Origin of the sequence: Shewanella sp. SR44-3 (genome assembly GCF_014163735.1) — a bacterium.
In the GTDB taxonomy this organism is placed as follows: domain Bacteria; phylum Pseudomonadota; class Gammaproteobacteria; order Enterobacterales; family Shewanellaceae; genus Shewanella.
Map to the genome: position 1 here is coordinate 16,802 of NZ_JACJDV010000031.1, position 19,343 is coordinate 36,144.

Sequence of the window (19,343 nt, forward strand, 5' to 3'; positions counted from 1 at the left end):
ATGATGGCCAAACGACGCACAAAACCACTTGATGATGGACCCGAATGGACCTTTGATTTACTGCAATCTTACCTCACTGAAATTGAGCGAATTGCTGGTATTTATAAATTATCCAGCTATCCCAATCAAATAGAAATCATCACTGCTGAGCAAATGATGGATGCCTACGCGGGCATTGGCATGCCCATAGGTTACACTCATTGGTCATTTGGTAAAAAATTTATAGAGACCGAACAAGGCTATCGCCGCGGTCAAATGGGGCTTGCCTATGAAATTGTGATTAACTCTGATCCGTGTATCGCTTATTTGATGGAAGAAAATACCATAACCATGCAAGCACTAGTCATAGCGCACGCCTGTTTTGGACACAATAGTTTCTTTAAAAACAATTACTTATTTGAATCATGGGCTGAGGCCAGCTCCATCATCGACTACCTAGTCTTTTCTAAAAACTATATTCGTGAATGTGAGCTTAAGCATGGCATTGAACAAGTAGAACTGACATTAGACTCCTGTCATGCCTTGATGAATTACGGCGTCGACAGATATAAACGCCCCAGTAAAATATCGTTAAAAGAAGAGCAAAATCGTCAAAAAGATCGAGAGACTTATCTGCAAAGCCAGGTTAATGATTTATGGCGCACGGTTCCCATCACCCAAACCGAAGCAAGCCAAAGCAATAAACCCAATTTCCCTGCCGAACCACAGGAAAACATCCTCTACTTTATTGAGAAAAAAGCGCCCCTATTAGAGCCTTGGCAGCGAGAAATCGTCAGGATAGTGCGTAAGATGGCCCAGTATTTTTATCCACAAAAACAAACCCAAGTCATGAACGAAGGCTGGGCCACCTTCTGGCATTACACTATCCTCAACCATCTGTACGATGATGGCTTAGTCACTGATAGGTTTATGTTGGAGTTCCTCCAAAGCCACACTAGCGTAGTGGCACAACCTAGCTACAAGAGTAAATATTATTCAGGTATCAATCCTTATGCTCTGGGGTTTAGCATGTTTGTGGACATTCGCCGTATTTGTGAGCACCCGACAGAAGAAGATAAAGTATGGTTCCCCGATATTGCCGGCAGCGACTGGCTAACCACACTGCATTTCGCCATGAAAAACTTTAAGGACGAAAGCTTTATTAGCCAATATCTCTCTCCTAAAGTCATTCGTGATTTTAAATTCTTCAGTATTCTCGATGATGAAAAACGCAGCCAGATGTCTATTTCCGCCATTCATGATGAGCAAGGCTACAAAGACATTCGTTTTAAATTATCTCAGCAATACAATTTGTCGAATTTAGAGCCTAATATCCAAGTGCAAAATGTAAAAATTAATGGTGACCGTTCGCTAACCTTAAGATATATCCCAAATAACCACATTCCATTAGATGACAGCTTAGAAGAGGTACTTAAACACCTTCACAGGTTATGGGGCTTTGATGTATCCCTAGAGCAAATTGATGAGCAAGGAGAGATAACTCTGTTAGGAAAATGCGTCAAAGAAACCTTAGAATAAACTTTGGCTGACTTGTGCTCTCAAAAGGGTCGCTATTAATAATCTACCGTCAATACAAATAAAAAATGCCCTCAAAAGGGCATTTTTTATGGCGAGTTAGCTCTTATCTTGAGCGATATCGGCGGGCATATCATCCCGTAATCTTTGCCACATTTTTCCGCTATTAATTCCATAGCCGCGCATCACTGCTGGTACATCAAGGTAGTTTTTAGCTAAAGCGAGCTTTTCAAGTTCGACATAAAAATTTAAAGCCAAAGCTCTAGCATCGCTACTTGAGAAATAATAACGTCCAACTCGACTATACAGACCTTTAAATCCATTTAATATTAATACATACAATGGATTACCCGATGAAAATGCAAGTTTGTGATGTAATTGATAATCAAACTCTGCAAACGCTTCAGCGGTATTTTCAAGTTGATGAATGCCCGCTAAGACTTCGACTGCTTGCTCAGGATTATTGCGCAAGGCACCGCGGAAATAAATAGCGCTGACATTGGTTCGCGCTGACAATAATTGGTCAACCAACACAGGAAAACCTTCAGGATTTAAATCAGCAATGGTCTCAAGAATATTAAGACCAGAGGTTTCCCAAAAATTATTCACTTGAGTTGGTTTGCCATGCTGAATTTTAAGCCAGCCATCACGGGCAAGGCGCTGCAGTACTTCACGTAACGTGGTACGAGTGACACCGATAAGCTCTGATAATTCTCGTTCTGCGGGTAAAATAGAACCTGGCGGGAATTTATTATCCCAAATAGAACGTACAATATACTTCTCTGCAAAACTTGCAGGTCCTTTGGCATTGATAATCATCAGCCTAAACATCCCATTGCGATTTAATGGACTGATCATACCAGAGCCATCAAAAATGGAAACCATTGATATTCAACTCCAGTGTGTGATCCCCTCACTCCTTCCTAAAAACACTATAGCTAGAACCAGATCAGGTCAGTTAAATGTTAATAATTCAGCATTTAGGACGCTGATCACACTTTGATGCGTTACAATGATTTTAGGTTTACGTTAAACTGTCCGCCCGCAAATGGACATGCAAGCAAAGCAAGGGCTTGATTGAAATTGTTTCTATTTTTTTCATCCTATATTAGCTTTCAACTATGGACTGAGATATTGTAACGTCAATGTTATCAACGATAAACACTGCAGTTGAACTCACAAGTCGTGTATTCAGCTAAAAACTGAATATTTTGGGGTGGTTGTTACAGCGATTAAATTAGGGGTGTCCAACGTAGGCACCCTTCGAGTTAACTTTCAAACTATTGGAGAGGCGTCTATGCCTGCAAACAAAATTGATGCGTTATTTGTGAACTTTTTAGGGAATTCACCTAAATGGTACAAACTCGCTATTTTGTCTTTTCTTATCATCAATCCGTTAATTTTTTTCTATATCAGCCCCTTTGTTGCTGGCTGGGTACTGGTTGTTGAGTTTATTTTCACCCTTGCTATGGCACTTAAATGTTACCCGTTACAACCTGGCGGCTTATTAGCCATTCAAGCTGTCGTTATCGGCATGACCTCTCCCTCCCAAGTATTGCATGAAATTCAAGCTAATTTAGAAGTCTTGTTATTGCTGATCTTTATGGTGGCTGGCATCTACTTTATGAAGCAGCTATTGCTGTTCGTGTTCACTAAAATGATCACTAAAGTACGCTCTAAAACCTCTTTATCCTTGCTGTTTTGTATTGCAGCGGCCTTCCTATCAGCTTTCCTCGATGCACTTACCGTGATTGCCGTAATTATCGCAGTAGGTATTGGTTTTTACTCTATTTATCATAAAGTTGCATCAGGGAAAGATTTCGGATCTGATCATGACCACACCTCTGAAGCTCAAGGCCAGCTTAATAGTGATGATTTAGAAGCATTTCGTGGTTTTCTTCGTAACCTATTGATGCACGCTGGTGTCGGTACTGCGTTAGGTGGTGTATGCACCATGGTCGGTGAACCACAAAACCTTATCATCGCAGCCCAAGCACATTGGCAATTTAGTGAGTTCTTTATTCGCATGTCGCCTGTGACACTGCCAGTGCTATTTGCAGGTTTTTTAACTTGTATCGTGGTCGAGAAAATGAAGTGGTTTACCTATGGTGCCCAGCTTCCTGATAGCGTACATAAAATCTTAAGTGATTATGATGCTTACGAAGATGCTAATCGCAGCGATCGAGATAAAGTAAAGTTAGTCATTCAAGCCCTCGTGGGGATCTGGTTAGTCGCAGGCCTAGCTTTGCATTTAGCCTCTGTAGGCTTAATTGGTTTGTCCGTCATTATTTTAACCACTGCCTTTAACGGTATTACCGATGAGCACTCACTAGGTAAAGCGTTTGAAGAAGCCTTGCCGTTCACTGCATTATTGGCCGTATTTTTCGCCGTCGTCGGCGTTATCATAGATCAAGGGTTATTTGCCCCTGTGATCCAATGGGCGTTAAGCTTTGATGGTAACTCTCAGTTGGTGGTATTTTATATCGCTAACGGCTTGTTATCTATGGTCAGTGACAACGTCTTTGTTGGTACGGTTTACATCAATGAAGTGAAAAGTGCACTACTCAGTGGCCAAATTACTCGAGACCAATTCGACTTATTAGCTGTCGCCATCAATACAGGTACTAACTTACCTTCGGTAGCAACACCTAATGGTCAAGCAGCCTTCTTGTTCTTGCTGACATCAGCACTTGCACCACTTATTCGTCTGTCCTATGGTCGCATGGTTATCATGGCATTGCCTTACACCATAGTATTATCAATTGTCGGTATTGTGACTATTGAATCGGGCTTCTTAGTTGAAATGACCCAATACTTTTATGATCATAACTTGCTTATGCATCATTCAGCTAAAGAGTTAACTGAAAGTGTCATTGGACATTAATCATTAAATACTTTACCTTTTAGCTATTCAACACCCTCTTGCGAGGGTGTTTTTTTATTATATTTTTGTATTCCGTGATAACAAAACATAGGAGTTTATCTTGTCTACATTAGTGGCATTTAGCCAACATAGAAGCGCATGGTTAATATTAATGCTCAGCGCATTAGGCCTTGAAGCCATAGCACTGTATTTTCAATATGTAATGCTACTTGACCCTTGTGTAATGTGTATTTACATCCGTGTTGCGGTATTAGGGCTTTTTATTGCAGGTCTTATTGGTAGCCTTGCGCCCAAACTCTGGCTAGCAAGGTTTGTGGGGATGGCAATTTGGGGTGTTAGTGCGGCGTGGGGAGCAAAATTATCCTATGAGCTTTACCAAATGCAGGCCTATCCATCACCCTTTGCAACCTGCTCATTCTATCCAGAATTTCCAACTTGGATGCCATTAGATGCATGGATGCCATCAGTATTTATGCCTACGGGTATGTGCAGTGATATACCTTGGACGTTATTATCGTTAAGCATGGCCCAGTGGACACTGTTGGCATTTACTGGCTACTGTATTGCATTTATAGTAATGCTGTACCCAGGGTTAATTTATAAAAAATCAACAAACCCTTACAACTAGACTAAGTCACACTAGATTTTTGCCGCAACCAATTAGGCTCGCGGCAAAAAATAAACAAGCCTTCCATCTCTTGCTAATCACAGTCAAGCATCTGATTTAAAATTAATTTTATATATTGTTGTTGGTTAATCTATGTCTTTTAACGGCCAAAGTACTATGTGATCTTCGATTTCACGCACTTTGGTTTCACTGATGGTTTTATCTTTAATTGAGATCCCAGCTTGGTGCATGGCCTCTTTAGAGCCCGTCAACAGAGGATGCCAGCTTGGGAGGGTGCGGCCTTGATACAACCTGCGATAGGCACAGCTGTCAGGTAACCAAGTCAAAGAGGCAATATTGTCTATGGTAATGGCTGTGCATTCAGGCACGTATTCGAATCGCTCAGGGTAGCGCTTGCAACTGCAAGTTTCTAGATTGAGTAAGTGACAGCTCGCATTAGTGTAGTAGAGCTCTTCTGTCTCATCATCAATCAGCTTATTTAAACAGCATTTGCCGCAGCCATCACACAAAGACTCCCATTCTGCTGAAGTCATCTCTGCTAAGGTTTTCTCTGTCCAAAAAGCCATACTCAATATCACGCCTACAATAAATAAAAAGTCGCCGCATAATACACGGATCTGGCAGTATTATTTAATCCTTTCTGACAAATAAGTCGCAGCTAATAAATATCTGTCATCTTGATTGACCCGTTTTAAAGCGCGGTAATTAAAATAAACCAAATATAGGCGCCCATTAGTACCATCTGGTGCCAGTAGAGAAGCTCTCATATCATCACGCTTAGGTAAGTCACCACCATCAAAGCGTCGAATTCCAAGTTGCTGCCATTCAGTAAAGGGCTTTTGCATTGCAAGACTGATGTCGTGTTCATTGATGCCTTGAGTCGCCTTAATTTGCCGTCCCCAAGTCGAATCAGCTTGCCAGCCTATCCCTTGAAGCATATTGGCAGTGGTTGCCATGGCATCGTTAATGTCATGCCAAATATCAATATAGCCATCCCCGCTACCGTCTTTAGCATAGGCAAGAAATTGGCTAGGTCGAATTTGCATGTGGCCCATAGTGCCTTGCTGACTGCTAGTCAGTTGCTCGAAACGGTAGGGGTAGCGCTCTAAGATTTTAAGGGCTGCAATAAATTCATCCACATAAAATAGCTCACCGTAGTGATTAACTTGCCCAGTTTGATTGGCTTCAAATGCCGATGACGCTAATACAGATAATGCAGGGTAATGCCCTTGGCGTTCACCAAAGTCAGAACTTAATCCCCACAGGGCGATAAGAAATCGTGGTTGCACTCCATATTTAGCCGCAATTTGATCAAAACCACGTTCATTTGCTTGGTAAAATACACGCCCTGTGCTAACTAAAATATCGGGAACGGATGCTGGAATATATTGTTCAAGATTGGTGTAATCAACAGAATGGCTGGATTTTACAGCACGTTTAAAAGGCTTAATTTTAGGGAAATGCTGCGCTACTGTCATCGGAGAGACATTAGCTTCTAATGCCACACGCTTAAGCCCTGATAAATATTCAGCGAAGTTCACTGCATTTTCTTGCCCTAAGGCAACTTGTGCCAAGGCAAGACTACAGTAAAGAAAATAAGCGCAAAATAATGCTACGGACTTGCAAAACATAAATCATCCTGATCTCATATTTTCAATCGACGCAAATTAAATTAACTCACAAGACTATTTACTATAGTGCGTATTTATCTATCCCTAAACTTAATTTGTGTTCTTCGAGTAAATTGGCTTTAGGTGGCGGTAATTGCAAGTAGAATCCCTTATCCTTAAGCTCATTTTTTACTTTTTCAATATCTGCCATCGCCAAACTGGTGCGCTTTGATAATGGCACCAACATCACTAAATGCGGCGGACCAAACATCTCCATCAGTGCTTCAGGGACAGAAGTGAAATCATCTCGTTTCTCAACGAATAAATAGGTATCAGCCTTTCGGCGACTTTTATAAACTGTACAAATCATTTTAAGATAAATTTCCCAAGGTTCAACCTTGCTACTCAAGATTGCACACTATAACATGGTCAATTAATAAAATAATTCTAATTCAGTTTTGAACTGCACAATTTTTAGGGAAAAGTACCGAGATGAGCAAACAAAGTCTCGAGTTAAAGGCCACTTCTTTTACTCTGTCAGTACTTCATATCAAAAATCATGATCTCATTGCCTTAGCTGCAGAACTGGATCAAAAACTGTCTCAGGCACCACAATTTTTTATCGGCGCGCCCTTAGTGATAAATCTTAAAGCCGTTGAAAAACACGACTTAGATCTTAGTGCATTAAAATCCTTGCTTATCGATAGGCAACTTATTATTGTCGGTATCACAGAAGCAAGTGCAGCATTAATCGATCAAGCAAGAGCGTTAGGTCTTGCGGTGATAAAATCGGGAAAGCAAGCAACAACAGCCCCTTTGCCGCAACGAGAAACCAAAGTCGTGAAGCAAAATGTGCGTTCTGGACAACAAATATACGCTAAAAATGCTGATTTAGTTATTTTTGGTGCTGTAGGTAATGGCGCAGAAGTCATCGCCGATGGCAGTATTCATATTTATGGCGCCCTAAGGGGAAAAGCCATGGCGGGTGCTGCTGGGGATCACAACAGTGTGATCATTGCTAATTCTCTTGAAGCAGAACTCGTATCTATTTCAGGACAATATTGGTTAGCAGAACACTTACAACAACACAGTTTAGATAAGCGCGCTTGCATCCGTCGTGATGGTGAGTCGTTAATGGTCGAAACATTGCCTCAATAAAGGCAACTAAAAGGATAGAGATAAACATGGCACAGATTATTGTTGTCACTTCAGGTAAAGGCGGTGTGGGTAAAACAACATCGAGTGCAGCGATTGCTACTGGTTTAGCCCTTAAAGGTCACAAAACCGTAGTTATCGATTTCGATATTGGCTTAAGAAACCTTGATTTAATCATGGGTTGTGAACGCCGAGTCGTGTATGACTTTGTCAATGTCATCAATGGTGAAGCAAACCTAAATCAAGCGTTAATTAAAGATAAGCGTTGCGATAAGCTCTTTATATTGCCTGCATCACAAACCCGCGATAAAGATGCCTTAACCAAAGAAGGCGTGGGCCGCGTATTAGATGATTTAAGTAAAGACTTTGACTTTATCGTCTGTGATTCCCCTGCTGGGATTGAACAAGGCGCGATGATGGCGCTTTATTTCGCTGATATTGCCATTGTGACCACTAACCCTGAAGTCAGTTCAGTTCGAGACTCTGACCGTATTTTAGGCATGTTGCAAAGCCGTTCACGCCGTGCTGAAATGAGCCTTGAACCCATTAAAGAATACTTATTGTTAACCCGCTACTCTCCTGCTCGAGTAAAAACCGGTGAAATGCTTAGCGTTGAAGATGTTAATGACATTTTGGCGATTAACCTTTTAGGCGTTATTCCTGAATCACAAGCTGTGCTTAAGGCATCAAACTCAGGTGTACCTGTGATTATCGATCAAGAAAGTGATGCAGGCCTTGCTTACAGTGATACCGTGGCACGACTACTTGGTGAAGAGGTAGCCTTCAGATTTGTTTCTGAGGAGAAGAAAGGGTTTCTTAAAAGGATATTTGGTAGCTAATTATGTCATTACTCGATTATTTCAGAAGTACAAAAAAACCAAACACAGCAAGCTTAGCCAAGGAGCGTCTGCAAATCATTGTGGCGCATCAACGCAACGGCCGCAGTGCACCTGATTATTTGCCTAAAATGAAGCAAGAAATTATCGAAGTGATCCGTAAATATGTACAGATATCTGAAGACCAAGTGTCCGTGCAATTAGATCAGAATGATGACAACTTGTCTGTCTTAGAGCTTAATGTCACTCTGCCAGACTCAAAATAATCGCTAAAATACATTTAAGGCCCATTATATGGGCCTTAAATGTATATTTTGCTTATTATTTTATTGCGAAAAACTGAACTCTGCTAGCACATCAGCCACGATAGCTCCGCGCCACCCTGTCAGCAATAATGGCATAGCCGTGGTTTTACCTTGCCATAACCACAATAAAAACTCATGAATAAGGCGTTTAGAGCCTAAAAATTCTACCGGCACTTCTAACTCTTCACACAGTTCAGTGATGGTATTTTTTATTTCTTTAAAGGTCGACTTATAGCCAGGCTTTAATGCGATAACATCGAGTTGTTCAGGTAAATTATCAAGATCTGCGGTGGCTAAAATACGGATAAGATCGCGACCGTGAATACGCTTTTCTTGCTCAGTTAGTTCACTCATGCGATTAAGTTCAGCAATGCTGCTCGGCTGTTTCTTAGCTAGAGCAATTAAGGCATGATCTTTCACCACAAAGCCTAAAGCCAAATCTTTAGCTAAGGCTTTCTCTAGACGCCATTTACTCATCACTTTCAAATACGCTAATTGATCAGGCAATAACTGGAAAGCATTCTTTACTTTGATGTAAGCGCTCTCCCCATCTGGCAACGACAACCTATCTTCAGTCATGCGCAGGCCTTCTTCAAGTAGCCAGTCCACGCGGCCATTAGCATTAAGCTTTTCAAGCAACAGAGGATAAAGACGATATAAATAGAATACATCGTTAGCGGCATACTGCAGCTGGGCCTCAGAAAGCGGACGCTTCATCCAGTCCGTGCGCGACTCACCTTTGTCTATCTCAACATTTAAGCACTCTTGAACCAATTTGGCATAGCCTAGCCCATGGCCTAATCCTGCTAAACTGGCCGCAATTTGGCTATCAAACAAAGGCGCTGGTTGACAATTGCCATAGTGAGCAAAGACCTCTAAATCCTCACTGCAAGAATGCACTAATTTAGTAATATGAGGTGCAATTAACAACTGCCAAAAAGGGGATAAATCTTCAATCGCGACCGGATCGATTAAGGCTAATGTCTTGCCATCATAAGCTTGGATCAATCCCAATCTTGCATAATAGGTGCGAGTGCGCACAAACTCAGTATCAAGGACTAATAAAGGGCTAGATTGGTACTGTTCAACAAGTGCCCGTAAGCTGGCATCGTCACTGATATATTCGAAAGCTAACAAAATACTCTCCGCATAAAAACATAGGCTGTAAAACACTGACTGTATGGGTAAGGCCTTGGCGATGCATAATATTCCATTAAAAAAGCCGGCAATTGCCGGCTGTTATTTTATGCTGTATTCGCTTCATCTCTGAGCTGACGGCGTAAAATTTTACCCACATTGGTTTTTGGTAATTCGTCTCTGAATTCTACCAGTTTAGGGACTTTATAGCCCGTTAAATGGTGACGACAATGCTTAATTAGCTCATCTTCTGTCAATGATTTATCTTTAGCTACCACAAAAATCTTTACCAATTCACCGCTGGCGTCATTAGGCACGCCAACAGCAGCCACTTCAACCACTTTGGGATGCAAGGCAACCACATCTTCAACTTCATTAGGAAATACGTTAAAACCTGACACTAAAATCATGTCTTTTTTACGGTCAACAATGAAAAAGAAGCCTTTTTCATCCATGTAGCCTATATCACCAGTGGACAGCCAGCCGTTGTTATCGATAACTTTCGCGGTTTCTTCTGGGCGTTGCCAATAACCATCCATCACCTGTGGACCTTTAACAAACAGCTCGCCGCGTTCACCTTGGGCAAGTTCATTGCCAGCATCATCACGCACTTGGATCAAGGTTGAAGGTGCAGGAAAACCAATAGAGCCATTGTAACCACTCAAATTATACGGACAGCAAGTCACTAAAGGCGATGCCTCAGTTAGGCCATAACCTTCCAACAAACGGGTTTGGGTTATCGATTGCCACTTTTCAGCAACCGCTTTTTGAACCGCCATGCCCCCACCAATAGACAGTTTCAAACGAGAGAAATCCAAACTGGTGAAATCACTATTATTCACTAGCGCATTAAATAAGGTATTCACCCCAGTTAAGGCCGTGAATGGGTATTTTTTCAGTTCTCCCACAAACGCAGGAATATCTCTTGGGTTGGTGATAAGTAGATTTTGGCTGCCTTTATGCAAAAATAACAAGCAGTTAACTGTTAACGCAAATATGTGATACAGCGGCAATGCAGTAACAACAAATTCTTTGCCATCAGCCAAAGCAGGTGAGTAGGCACCATTAGCTTGCAACACGTTACTGACCACATTTTTATGAGACAACATCGCGCCTTTTGATACCCCAGTAGTCCCCCCTGTGTATTGTAAAAAGGCCAAGTCTTCGCTTTTTATCTCAGGTTTGATGTATTGCAGTCTGCGGCCTTTAGTTAACGAATCTCGAAATGATAATGCATGAGGTAAATCATATTTAGGCACTAACTTTTTGATGTACTTCACCACGAAGTTAACTAACGTACGCTTAGGTGCACTTAGCTGATCCCCAAGGCGAGTAATAATAACCGATTCGACTGGGGTCTCACTCACCACCTCTTCCAAGGTTTTAGCAAAGTTCGATACCACAACTATGGCTTTCGCACCTGAATCCACCAGTTGGTGCTTTAATTCACGCGGGGTATACAAAGGGTTGACGTTAACCACCACCATGCCAGCGCGAAGCACACCAAATAAAGCGATGGGGTATTGCAATAAATTCGGCATCATCAAGGCGACACGATCGCCCTTACTGAGTTTAAGTTCATTTTGCAAATAGGCGGCAAAAGCGCGACTACGCTCTTCAAGTTTGCGATAGGTGATGGTTGCACCCATATTGATAAACGCGGGTTGGTCAGCGTATTTAGACACTGCCGATTCAAACATGGTTACTAATGACGAAAAATGCTCAGGGTCAATTTCCGCTGGAACGTTTTCTGGCAAGTTATTAATCCAAGGCTTAATCACTTGTCTCTCCTAATGTCACCGCCCTGACACTTTGTTCTGTCAGCAGACGTAAATGAGTGGTAAGTCCGCGCCAAGGATAATGCTATTTTAGGTCGTTATTAGGCTGACGCAGTGTTGTTATTATTTGTAATCTGGGTCACGGCTTTAATCATACGGCCGTTTTAATTTGTGCCCATAATCACATAAATAGATAAAAAACTCTAGTGATTTATCTATGGATAAAATCAGAAATCGCAGCTGCAACCCCAGTGGCATTGCCCATATGAAGATGATGATCCCCCTTTAGCTGCACTTGTTTGGCATTATCAAACCACTTAGCCATAGTCTGTGTTTGTTGCTTGAGTTGCTCGAAACCATTTTCACCCAGTAAAACTAAGCTTGGCGTATGGGTGCTGCTCATTAGGGCGTCGACTTGCTCGAAAGTAAATCGGTAGGCTGAATCCAGTTTAAGCCGTGGATCGCTACGCCATCGGTAACCATTAAGTGTTAATTCTGTATTTCGGGCCATTAATAGTTCACACCAAGGGACAGCTAAGCCTGTTAACCTGTGCCGAGCTTGGCTGAGTAATGCTAAATCGGGATGAAAATTTGTGGGTTTGTCACGATTAAGATTGAATTTTTTATGTTGCGCTATACTTTTTTGCAGTCTTATCTTGGCTTTCTCTACGGATTCAAACAGAGGCGCCAAGGCTTCAATCAATACTAACTGTGACACGTTATCGGGGAAACTGGCATTGTAAGCCGATGCAATAATCCCGCCTAACGAGTGCCCAAGTAGCAAGATCTTCTGCGTCTTATCTCCTTGCTGAAGGTGTTCAATCAACACATCTAAATCATATATATAATCAATCCAGTGCAGCGGATAAGCCCCTTTTCTGTGTTCCGATAAGCCATGACCTGGCCAATCGACAGCCAATAATTGAAACTCATCCAACAAACCATTATCGCTCATCGCTTCAGCCAATGGCGCAAAACTGTCAGCATTATCAAGCCAGCCATGCAAGGCTAAAATAATAGGCTTATCTGACATGCCGTAACGTTTAGCACCTAATTGAATATGTTCAAGCTGAAGCGTTAAGGACACTGATGTTAAAGCAGTAGATGTGGAATGTGCGGGCATTATCGACCCCATAGTTATGCAGTGATGGGACAGCGAATAGACGTTTATGCAGACTCATACAGAGGTAAAGCAGTGGCTAACCCAGAGACAGTGTTAACCACTTGCTTAGGTCTAACGTGCGACTTTAATGAACTTCAAGGTCATACGGTCGCTCTCACCGATAGCCAGATACTTAGCTTTATCTTGGGCATCTAAGGCTAAACGAGGCGGCAAGGTCCACACGCCTTTAGGATGATCTTTAGTGTCTTTAGGATTAGCATTAACTTCAGAGCTGTCGGTTAAGCTAAAGCCCACTTTATTTGCCAAAGCGACCATAGCGGCTTGATCCATATAACCTGATTCAGCTTTCATGCCAGGTTTGGCTCTGTGTTCAACCACACCAAAAGTGCCACCGGACTTAAGCACCTGATAAGCTGCAGTAAATACCCCTTCTAACTGATCTTGCATCGCCCAGTTATGTAGGTTTCTAAAGGTCAATACCACATCGGCAGACTCAGGCGTGCCCAAAGTTAAGCGCGAAGGAGGATCTAGCACCACATTGTGAACAGGTCCAAGCTGAGCTTTATTATCAGTTAACCACGCTTGATAGGCTTTACCCGCCTTAGCACGGAAATTATTCCCTGGGGTGTCTTGTTTAGGTTCAGTCTCAAATCCTGCGGCAACATAATGGCCTTGTTTCGCCAAATATGGCGCTAAAATTTCAGTATACCAACCAGTGCCAGGCCAGAGTTCTATCACGGTATCTGTAGGTTTTACATCAAAAAAAGCTAAGGTTTCTGCGGGGTGACGGTATTGATCGCGTAAAGTATTGTCTTTTTTCCTGACGCTGCTATTCACCGCCGCCATAAGTTGAGTATTGACGTTCACGCCTTGAGTTGCGGCAGTTAAATGGCCGTCAGCATGAGCCATAGTTGCGGTGCTGATAAGCCCAAGTAGGACTCCCATTGCAGCTAGGGTTAATGTGTTCGATGTAATATTCATTATTTATCCTTAAAAACCATTCCAAAAATCATCTGTGTATAAAATTGGCCCCATGATTCATTACAGCAAGCTAACCACTCGCTTAGCACTTTCACTATTTTTGTGCTGTTCGCTATTATTGCTGTTTTTGATTATGACGACTCACACTAGACCAGCAAAACCATAAAATTGTTGCACTTGAAGCAAGCCAGACCAATACCCACAATCCAGCCGGGATCCAAGTAAGGTCGGCAAGTTTAACCGCATCTCCTTGATCGCTTAGGCCAAATAGCACCATAGGACTTGCCATGGCATTGAGAATAACCATCAAACCTAACATGCGTAGCAAGGACTGTAAACCAGCCCAGTTTGGTAATTTAAGCGGCAGTAAGAACAGTATTAACAAACTGAAAAGAATTACAATTGTGAGTAAATCTCTAGCCCAAAGCACCAAAGACATCAAGACGCAAAAGCCCAATATCCCAAGGCTTGCTCTGGCTTTGATCCTTGAGTTTGCTAAAGAAAAAATTAACCAGCCCCACAACGCTGCACCAAAGTAACCGGCAAATGCCGTCACCACTTGACTGCCCCCTTGAGTGAAACAAAGTCCTGCGCCATTGGGGAACAACTGAATATGACTTACGGCCCCCCCCGTTAATAGGGCGCCAACACCATGAGAAACTTCATGAAAATAACTTTCCAGCCACTTAAAAGGCACACTAAGATAAGGCACACGAGTCATTACGAAGGCGGTGATTAATTCGAACAAAAAACGCGAACGGCTGGGGATAACGCTAATAGCAGGGCCAACATCAGGCATAAAGGTCGATACCTACCATTTGTTGAATTTCATCACGTTTAGCGGCATGTTGAGTGTTTAAATAACTGGCGATGGCCCCTTGTTGAGTACGAGTGTTGTTATCGTATTCAAGCTTTGCATCCCGCTTGAGTTGCATCATGGCTAACTCATCTGAGCTTAACGCTTGGGGCTGAGTTTCACTTTGCAAAACCTGAGGCGCTGCGTCATTACTGGTCTGAGGTGGCAACAACACATTTTCAACCGCTGGAACAGTAGGCGCAGCCGGTCGATTAGCCGCAACCGCTTGGCTGAGACTAGACTGGGGAACAGAAATAGTATGTAAATTTGCCTGCATCTTCTCGCCTAGGTTCGCACAGCCTTAATCATCCAATAGATCACGCTATAACTCAAAATAGACATAGCTCAGAAAATATAGCAGTAAAATATGCCTAAAACACGCACATTTATTCACGACCGGGTAATTTCTTCCACGTCACAGTATCTCGCAGATACACAGGGGCTAAATCATCCACACTTGTGGTCTGCCCTGCAGTTATGCCCACTTGAGCTAAGGTTAACATGGCACGCGCATCGGGGAAATTCACTTCAATTAAGCGCTCAATGTTACCTAAGTTAAGCAACTGAGGATATGCATCAAACCCAGTGCCGCAGGCCTGAGTCTCGTGACTGTTATCCAAAGTAAATTCAACTAAGTCAGGTGAACTGACTTGCTCTTTCCCCACTAAAACTGCAATGCCATTGGCATCCACAAATTGCGCCCAATAGACTTCATTCATGCGCGCATCGATGGCGCACAACACTTGCTTAGCACCATGTTCATTAATAGCCATTTGTGCCATGGCTGCCAGTGTGGAAATACCTATCACTGGCAAATCTTGCCCTAACGCTAACCCTTGAGTCATGCTGGTACAAATGCGAATACCGGTAAAGCTCCCAGGACCGCGGCCGTAAGCGATGACGTCCAGTGAAGCCAAATTCACGCCCGCCTCTTTTAACACTTCATCTATCATGGGCAGTAAACGCTGGCTGTGCTCCCTAGGGGCATCAGCGATGCGAGAAAACACTTGGCCCTGATAACTCAGTGCAGCAGAGCAAGATTCGGTGCAGGTGTCTAAGGCTAGAATGCTTGAGGTTATTTGTGTCGTCATGAAAACCAAATCTAAAAAATACTAATAATGGCGCTAATGATAACTTATGGGATCTGTTTTAAGAAGTGCAGCGCCTTATCTAAATCCCGCGTGCGGCTCATTGGCGGTAAAGACAGCACAAAAGCTTGCCCATAAGCACGGTTGACGATGCGATTGTCACACAAGATGAGCACCCCTGCGTCCCTTTCATCGCGAATAAGCCGCCCAACGCCTTGCTTGAGGCTTATCACAGCTTGGGGCAATGAAATATGGCTAAAAGGATCAAGCCCTTGGCGCTCAGCATTGGCAGCTCTTGCGCGGTACAAGGTATCATCTGGCTGCACAAAGGGTAATTTATCTATGATGACGCAACTTAAATTCCTGCCGCGCACATCCACCCCTTCCCAAAAGCTCTGAGTACCCAGTAACACCGCATTGCCTAACAGTTTAAATTTATCCAATAAATGTTGCTTACTGCCTTGCCCTTGCACTAATAAGGGATAATTCACCCGCGCTCTAAGTAATACAGCAACCTGTTCTAACATCTGATGACTGGTAAATAGCACAAAAGTGCGTCCTTTGGCGGCATTAATGGCAGGCACGCAAATATCCACCAGCTGCTTGGCTGTTTGCGACCCTTGGGCAGATTTAGCTAAATGCCGCGGCACACAAAAAAGTGCCTGTTTTGGGTAATCGAACGGGCTGTCCATAATGAGTTGCCTCGCCTTAGCCTGACCAATTTGCTTGCAAAAGTGCCCTAAGGAGCGCTCCATCTGCAGGGTCGCCGAGGTGAAAATCCAGCGTGTATCGGTTGCAAATAAACTCTGGCATTGTTTAGCCACATCTATGGGTGAAATACTTAACATGGCGCCGCCACGATTGAGTGCCACGCTGTAGGCCGCTTGCACGTCATTACATTCAAAAAAGGCGGCAAGTTTTGGCGTAAGCGCTTGCAGGTGCTCAACGGCAAGATCAAGCGCTGCACTTCGCCCTAGATGATGTAAAAGCAGTTGACTTATTTGAGTTAACGCCGACAACAATGCCCATGATAGCTGAGATATTACTTTATCTTTTAAGGCATTACGCCAATCTGTTAGTTGAGATTGATTAAGGGCTGCAAGCCATTGGCTGAGTGCATGTCCCGCTTGCTGGCAACACTCACTGATTTGAATCGTGTCCCCTAGCTCTTGGCGCTGAATGTCCATCACATGAGCCAGCAAACTGGTAATCTGTTTAGTTGAAAACTGTTGGCCAAAATAGCGAATGCTGATATCCGGCAATTGATGGGCTTCATCGAATATCACAATATCTGCATCAGGCAGTATCTCTGCAAAACCGGTATCTTTAAGCAGTTTATCGGCAAAAAATAAATGATGATTAACCACAATAACCTTGGCCTCCATGGCTCTGAGACGGGCTTTACGGGTAAAGCAGGCTTCATAATGGCCACAGTGACTGCCAGTGCAGCTTTCTTTTGTGCTCACCACGGTTTCAATCACATTACTGTGCTCTGGCACTGTGGTTAAATTGCCGATATCACCGTCCTTGGTTACGCTGGCCCACTGGGAAATTTTCAGTAAATGATCCAGCGCCTGCTCGCTATTGCGACTGGCATATTCCATGGCTTGCTGTAAACGCAGCTGGCACAAATAATTGCTGCGCCCTTTGAGCAAGGCGAGCTTAGGGTGCAATTTCAGCATGGTAAGTAGTGCGGGTAAATCTTTATAAAACAATTGATCTTGAAGGTTTTTACTGCCTGTACTTAGCAGCACTTGTTTGCCACTCAGGAGCGCGGGGATAAGATAAGCAAAGGTTTTACCCACCCCAGTGCCCGCTTCTACCACCAAATTTTGCTTGTGCTCTATCGCCTCACACACAGCCAGCGCCATATCGATTTGGATCTGACGGCTACGGTATTTAAGCACGTGGCGAGACAAGGCACCGTTTGGCCCCATGACCGCTGACACTTGTGATAAAAGATGTGAAGCCAAGATAACTACCAATAAACAATATTGGCGTCATTATGCTTAAGTTAGCGGTAAACTGCCAATCGCTTTGCTCATTTTGGCTTAATGCGAGTAGGCCATATGGCAAAGTTTGGCTTAATGCGAGTAGGCCATATGGCAAAGTGAAAATCATTCATGTTAACGCCTTAATAATAAAAAGCTCGTCATCAGCTATTGCATTCAAAAAAAAATCGGGTTAGTGTCTTAACTCAGTTATGGAACTGCCATTTAATCGCAGGCCATAAAACAACGAATTTAAATAATTAATAAATAGCCAAAGCGAGCATCCCATGAACTTACTGAAGACTAGCATGCACCATCATCACCCTATGCGGTAGCCTTCGGATGCTTACTGCCGAAGGACTGTATCCTTCTGGCGGTGATATATTTATATAACACAAAACCCCTGGAAGGAATTTCAGGGGTTTTTTGCTATCTGGTGTCAAAAATAACATCGCCAATAGCCCATAAAGCCCCTCAAATAAATGATTTAGCACGATTCATAAGCAACAACTTATAAATAGCTTTTAACTAATTTACTTGAAGGACAACACTATGCCAAGCACACAACGTTTACGTATCGCCATTCAGAAATCGGGTCGTTTATCGAAAGAGTCTCAGCAATTGCTTAAAAGCTGTGGGGTAAAATTCACCGTTAACGAACAGCGCTTAATTGCCCACGCAGACAACATGCCTATCGATCTACTTAGGGTCCGTGATGATGATATTCCGGGGCTTGTGATGGACGGCGTGGTTGACCTTGGGATCATTGGCGAGAACGTACTGGAAGAAGAGCAAATTGAGCGTCAAACCCTAAATAAGCCATCGACCTTCATCAAGTTGCGGGAATTAGATTTTGGTTCATGCCGGCTGTCTTTAGCCGTGCCCAATGAATTTGACTATCAAGATGTCACCTCCCTTAGCGGCCTTCGCATTGCTACTTCATACCCTAATTTATTACGCCGCTTTATGGCTGAAAAAGGCATAAACTACAGCGATTGCATGCTTAAAGGCTCGGTGGAAGTGGCGCCTCGTGCAGGGCTTTCTGATGCCATCTGCGACTTAGTATCAACTGGCGCAACCTTAGAAGCCAACGGCCTGTATGAAACCGAGGTTATCTACCGCTCAAGTGCTTGCATTATTCAGTCTAATGAAGCGCAAACAGCGGAAAAACAGGTGCTAATCAATAAAATTCTTTCCCGTGCCAACGGCGTTATCCGCGCCCGTGAAAGTAAATACATCTTATTGCACGCCCCAACTGAAACCTTAGAACAAATCATCGCCCTGCTACCCGGTGCGGAAAACCCCACAGTATTGCCATTAAATGATGATACCAACCGCGTGGCTATCCACGCCGTCAGCACTGAAGATTTATTCTGGGACACCATGGAGCAATTAACGGCCCTAGGTGCTAGCTCCATCTTAGTGATGCCCATTGAAAAAATGATGGGGTAAGCTG

The 19,343-nt window shown here is 43.2% G+C and carries 19 protein-coding genes; 7 read left to right on the forward strand and 12 right to left on the reverse strand.

What is annotated here, in order from left to right; translation table 11 throughout:
* The first annotated feature begins 3 nt into the window (after positions 1 to 3).
* A complete protein-coding gene (locus tag H5073_RS13830; RefSeq protein WP_404948401.1) occupies positions 4 to 1,518 on the forward strand; it encodes a SpoVR family protein in 1,515 nt (504 codons plus the stop codon).
* Positions 1,519 to 1,614: 96 nt separating this feature from the next.
* Here H5073_RS13830 and fadR read toward each other — a convergent pair whose 3' ends face one another.
* Complete coding sequence (gene fadR / locus H5073_RS13835) at positions 1,615 to 2,334, reverse strand: fatty acid metabolism transcriptional regulator FadR (RefSeq protein ID WP_182680176.1); 720 nt, start codon at positions 2,332 to 2,334, stop codon at positions 1,615 to 1,617.
* Positions 2,335 to 2,812: 478 nt separating this feature from the next.
* Between fadR and nhaB the strand changes: the two genes are divergently transcribed.
* The gene (nhaB, locus tag H5073_RS13840; RefSeq protein WP_182680153.1) at positions 2,813 to 4,399 is read left to right on the forward strand and encodes a sodium/proton antiporter NhaB; all 1,587 of its coding nucleotides are present in this window, start codon (positions 2,813 to 2,815) and stop codon (positions 4,397 to 4,399) included.
* A 100-nt stretch (positions 4,400 to 4,499) separates the two neighbouring features.
* Positions 4,500 to 5,027, forward strand: a complete 528-nt coding sequence (gene dsbB, locus H5073_RS13845) for a disulfide bond formation protein DsbB (protein WP_182680154.1) — start codon at positions 4,500 to 4,502, stop codon at positions 5,025 to 5,027.
* Positions 5,028 to 5,152: 125 nt separating this feature from the next.
* Here dsbB and H5073_RS13850 read toward each other — a convergent pair whose 3' ends face one another.
* The 3 genes from H5073_RS13850 to H5073_RS13860 all read right to left on the reverse strand — a co-directional run bounded on the left by H5073_RS13850 (position 5,153) and on the right by H5073_RS13860 (position 7,007).
* Positions 5,153 to 5,593, reverse strand: coding sequence for a YcgN family cysteine cluster protein (locus tag H5073_RS13850; RefSeq protein ID WP_182680155.1), 441 nt, complete (start codon positions 5,591 to 5,593; stop codon positions 5,153 to 5,155).
* 60 nt (positions 5,594 to 5,653) lie between these two features.
* On the reverse strand, positions 5,654 to 6,658 hold the full coding sequence (locus H5073_RS13855; RefSeq protein WP_182680156.1) for a lytic transglycosylase domain-containing protein: 1,005 nt from the start codon (positions 6,656 to 6,658) through the stop codon (positions 5,654 to 5,656).
* A gap of 61 nt (positions 6,659 to 6,719) precedes the next feature.
* Positions 6,720 to 7,007: a YcgL domain-containing protein gene (locus H5073_RS13860; RefSeq protein WP_182680157.1), complete on the reverse strand. Its 288-nt coding sequence runs from the start codon at positions 7,005 to 7,007 to the stop codon at positions 6,720 to 6,722.
* A gap of 122 nt (positions 7,008 to 7,129) precedes the next feature.
* On the opposite strand from H5073_RS13860, the gene minC reads away from it, so the two are divergent.
* Genes minC through minE form a run of 3 tightly spaced genes read left to right on the forward strand, consistent with a single transcriptional unit; the run spans position 7,130 to position 8,894 of the window.
* Positions 7,130 to 7,795: a septum site-determining protein MinC gene (gene minC, locus H5073_RS13865; protein ID WP_182680158.1), complete on the forward strand. Its 666-nt coding sequence runs from the start codon at positions 7,130 to 7,132 to the stop codon at positions 7,793 to 7,795.
* Between the two features lie 26 nt (positions 7,796 to 7,821).
* Entirely contained in the window at positions 7,822 to 8,631 is an 810-nt protein-coding gene (minD, locus tag H5073_RS13870) for a septum site-determining protein MinD (RefSeq protein ID WP_011496070.1), read from the forward strand.
* A gap of 2 nt (positions 8,632 to 8,633) precedes the next feature.
* Positions 8,634 to 8,894 (forward strand): cell division topological specificity factor MinE, encoded by a 261-nt coding sequence (minE, locus tag H5073_RS13875; RefSeq protein ID WP_182680159.1) that lies wholly within the window; start codon positions 8,634 to 8,636, stop codon positions 8,892 to 8,894.
* A gap of 60 nt (positions 8,895 to 8,954) precedes the next feature.
* On the opposite strand, the gene rnd is transcribed toward minE, so the two are convergent.
* The 8 genes from rnd to H5073_RS13915 all read right to left on the reverse strand — a co-directional run bounded on the left by rnd (position 8,955) and on the right by H5073_RS13915 (position 17,833).
* Positions 8,955 to 10,070: a ribonuclease D gene (gene rnd, locus H5073_RS13880; RefSeq protein WP_182680160.1), complete on the reverse strand. Its 1,116-nt coding sequence runs from the start codon at positions 10,068 to 10,070 to the stop codon at positions 8,955 to 8,957.
* Between the two features lie 107 nt (positions 10,071 to 10,177).
* A complete protein-coding gene (gene fadD, locus H5073_RS13885) occupies positions 10,178 to 11,851 on the reverse strand; it encodes a long-chain-fatty-acid--CoA ligase FadD (RefSeq protein ID WP_182680161.1) in 1,674 nt (557 codons plus the stop codon).
* 208 nt (positions 11,852 to 12,059) lie between these two features.
* Positions 12,060 to 12,971: an alpha/beta fold hydrolase gene (locus H5073_RS13890; RefSeq protein WP_182680162.1), complete on the reverse strand. Its 912-nt coding sequence runs from the start codon at positions 12,969 to 12,971 to the stop codon at positions 12,060 to 12,062.
* A 111-nt stretch (positions 12,972 to 13,082) separates the two neighbouring features.
* The gene (locus tag H5073_RS13895; protein ID WP_182680163.1) at positions 13,083 to 13,952 is read right to left on the reverse strand and encodes a class I SAM-dependent methyltransferase; all 870 of its coding nucleotides are present in this window, start codon (positions 13,950 to 13,952) and stop codon (positions 13,083 to 13,085) included.
* Between the two features lie 115 nt (positions 13,953 to 14,067).
* Positions 14,068 to 14,751, reverse strand: coding sequence for a M50 family metallopeptidase (locus tag H5073_RS13900; protein ID WP_182680164.1), 684 nt, complete (start codon positions 14,749 to 14,751; stop codon positions 14,068 to 14,070).
* Positions 14,744 to 15,085 carry a hypothetical protein gene (locus H5073_RS13905; protein ID WP_182680165.1) on the reverse strand — a complete coding sequence of 114 codons (342 nt, stop codon included), beginning with the start codon at positions 15,083 to 15,085 and terminating at the stop codon, positions 14,744 to 14,746. Before H5073_RS13905 ends, H5073_RS13900 begins: the two co-directional genes overlap by 8 nt.
* Positions 15,086 to 15,194: 109 nt before the next feature.
* Positions 15,195 to 15,899: a tRNA (adenosine(37)-N6)-threonylcarbamoyltransferase complex dimerization subunit type 1 TsaB gene (gene tsaB / locus H5073_RS13910; protein ID WP_182680166.1), complete on the reverse strand. Its 705-nt coding sequence runs from the start codon at positions 15,897 to 15,899 to the stop codon at positions 15,195 to 15,197.
* A gap of 44 nt (positions 15,900 to 15,943) precedes the next feature.
* On the reverse strand, positions 15,944 to 17,833 hold the full coding sequence (locus H5073_RS13915) for an ATP-dependent DNA helicase (protein WP_182680177.1): 1,890 nt from the start codon (positions 17,831 to 17,833) through the stop codon (positions 15,944 to 15,946).
* Positions 17,834 to 18,439: 606 nt separating this feature from the next.
* On the opposite strand from H5073_RS13915, the gene hisG reads away from it, so the two are divergent.
* Entirely contained in the window at positions 18,440 to 19,339 is a 900-nt protein-coding gene (gene hisG / locus H5073_RS13920) for an ATP phosphoribosyltransferase (RefSeq protein ID WP_182680167.1), read from the forward strand.
* Positions 19,340 to 19,343 lie beyond the last annotated feature (4 nt).

Bases quoted from the DNA above. Each gene is read 5' to 3' on its own strand.
- H5073_RS13830 (WP_404948401.1), top strand. From the start codon at position 4: ATGGCCAAACGACGCACAAAACCACTTGATGATGGACCCGAATGGACC.
- fadR (WP_182680176.1), bottom strand. From the start codon at position 2,334: ATGATTATCAATGCCAAAGGACCTGCAAGTTTTGCAGAGAAGTATATT.
- nhaB (WP_182680153.1), top strand. From the start codon at position 2,813: ATGCCTGCAAACAAAATTGATGCGTTATTTGTGAACTTTTTAGGGAAT.
- H5073_RS13850 (WP_182680155.1), bottom strand. From the start codon at position 5,593: ATGGCTTTTTGGACAGAGAAAACCTTAGCAGAGATGACTTCAGCAGAA.
- H5073_RS13855 (WP_182680156.1), bottom strand. From the start codon at position 6,658: ATGTTTTGCAAGTCCGTAGCATTATTTTGCGCTTATTTTCTTTACTGT.
- H5073_RS13860 (WP_182680157.1), bottom strand. From the start codon at position 7,007: ATGATTTGTACAGTTTATAAAAGTCGCCGAAAGGCTGATACCTATTTA.
- minC (WP_182680158.1), top strand. From the start codon at position 7,130: ATGAGCAAACAAAGTCTCGAGTTAAAGGCCACTTCTTTTACTCTGTCA.
- minD (WP_011496070.1), top strand. From the start codon at position 7,822: ATGGCACAGATTATTGTTGTCACTTCAGGTAAAGGCGGTGTGGGTAAA.
- minE (WP_182680159.1), top strand. From the start codon at position 8,634: ATGTCATTACTCGATTATTTCAGAAGTACAAAAAAACCAAACACAGCA.
- H5073_RS13890 (WP_182680162.1), bottom strand. From the start codon at position 12,971: ATGCCCGCACATTCCACATCTACTGCTTTAACATCAGTGTCCTTAACG.
- H5073_RS13895 (WP_182680163.1), bottom strand. From the start codon at position 13,952: ATGAATATTACATCGAACACATTAACCCTAGCTGCAATGGGAGTCCTA.
- H5073_RS13900 (WP_182680164.1), bottom strand. From the start codon at position 14,751: ATGCCTGATGTTGGCCCTGCTATTAGCGTTATCCCCAGCCGTTCGCGT.
- H5073_RS13905 (WP_182680165.1), bottom strand. From the start codon at position 15,085: ATGCAGGCAAATTTACATACTATTTCTGTTCCCCAGTCTAGTCTCAGC.
- tsaB (WP_182680166.1), bottom strand. From the start codon at position 15,899: ATGACGACACAAATAACCTCAAGCATTCTAGCCTTAGACACCTGCACC.
- H5073_RS13915 (WP_182680177.1), bottom strand. From the start codon at position 17,833: ATGGGGCCAAACGGTGCCTTGTCTCGCCACGTGCTTAAATACCGTAGC.
- hisG (WP_182680167.1), top strand. From the start codon at position 18,440: ATGCCAAGCACACAACGTTTACGTATCGCCATTCAGAAATCGGGTCGT.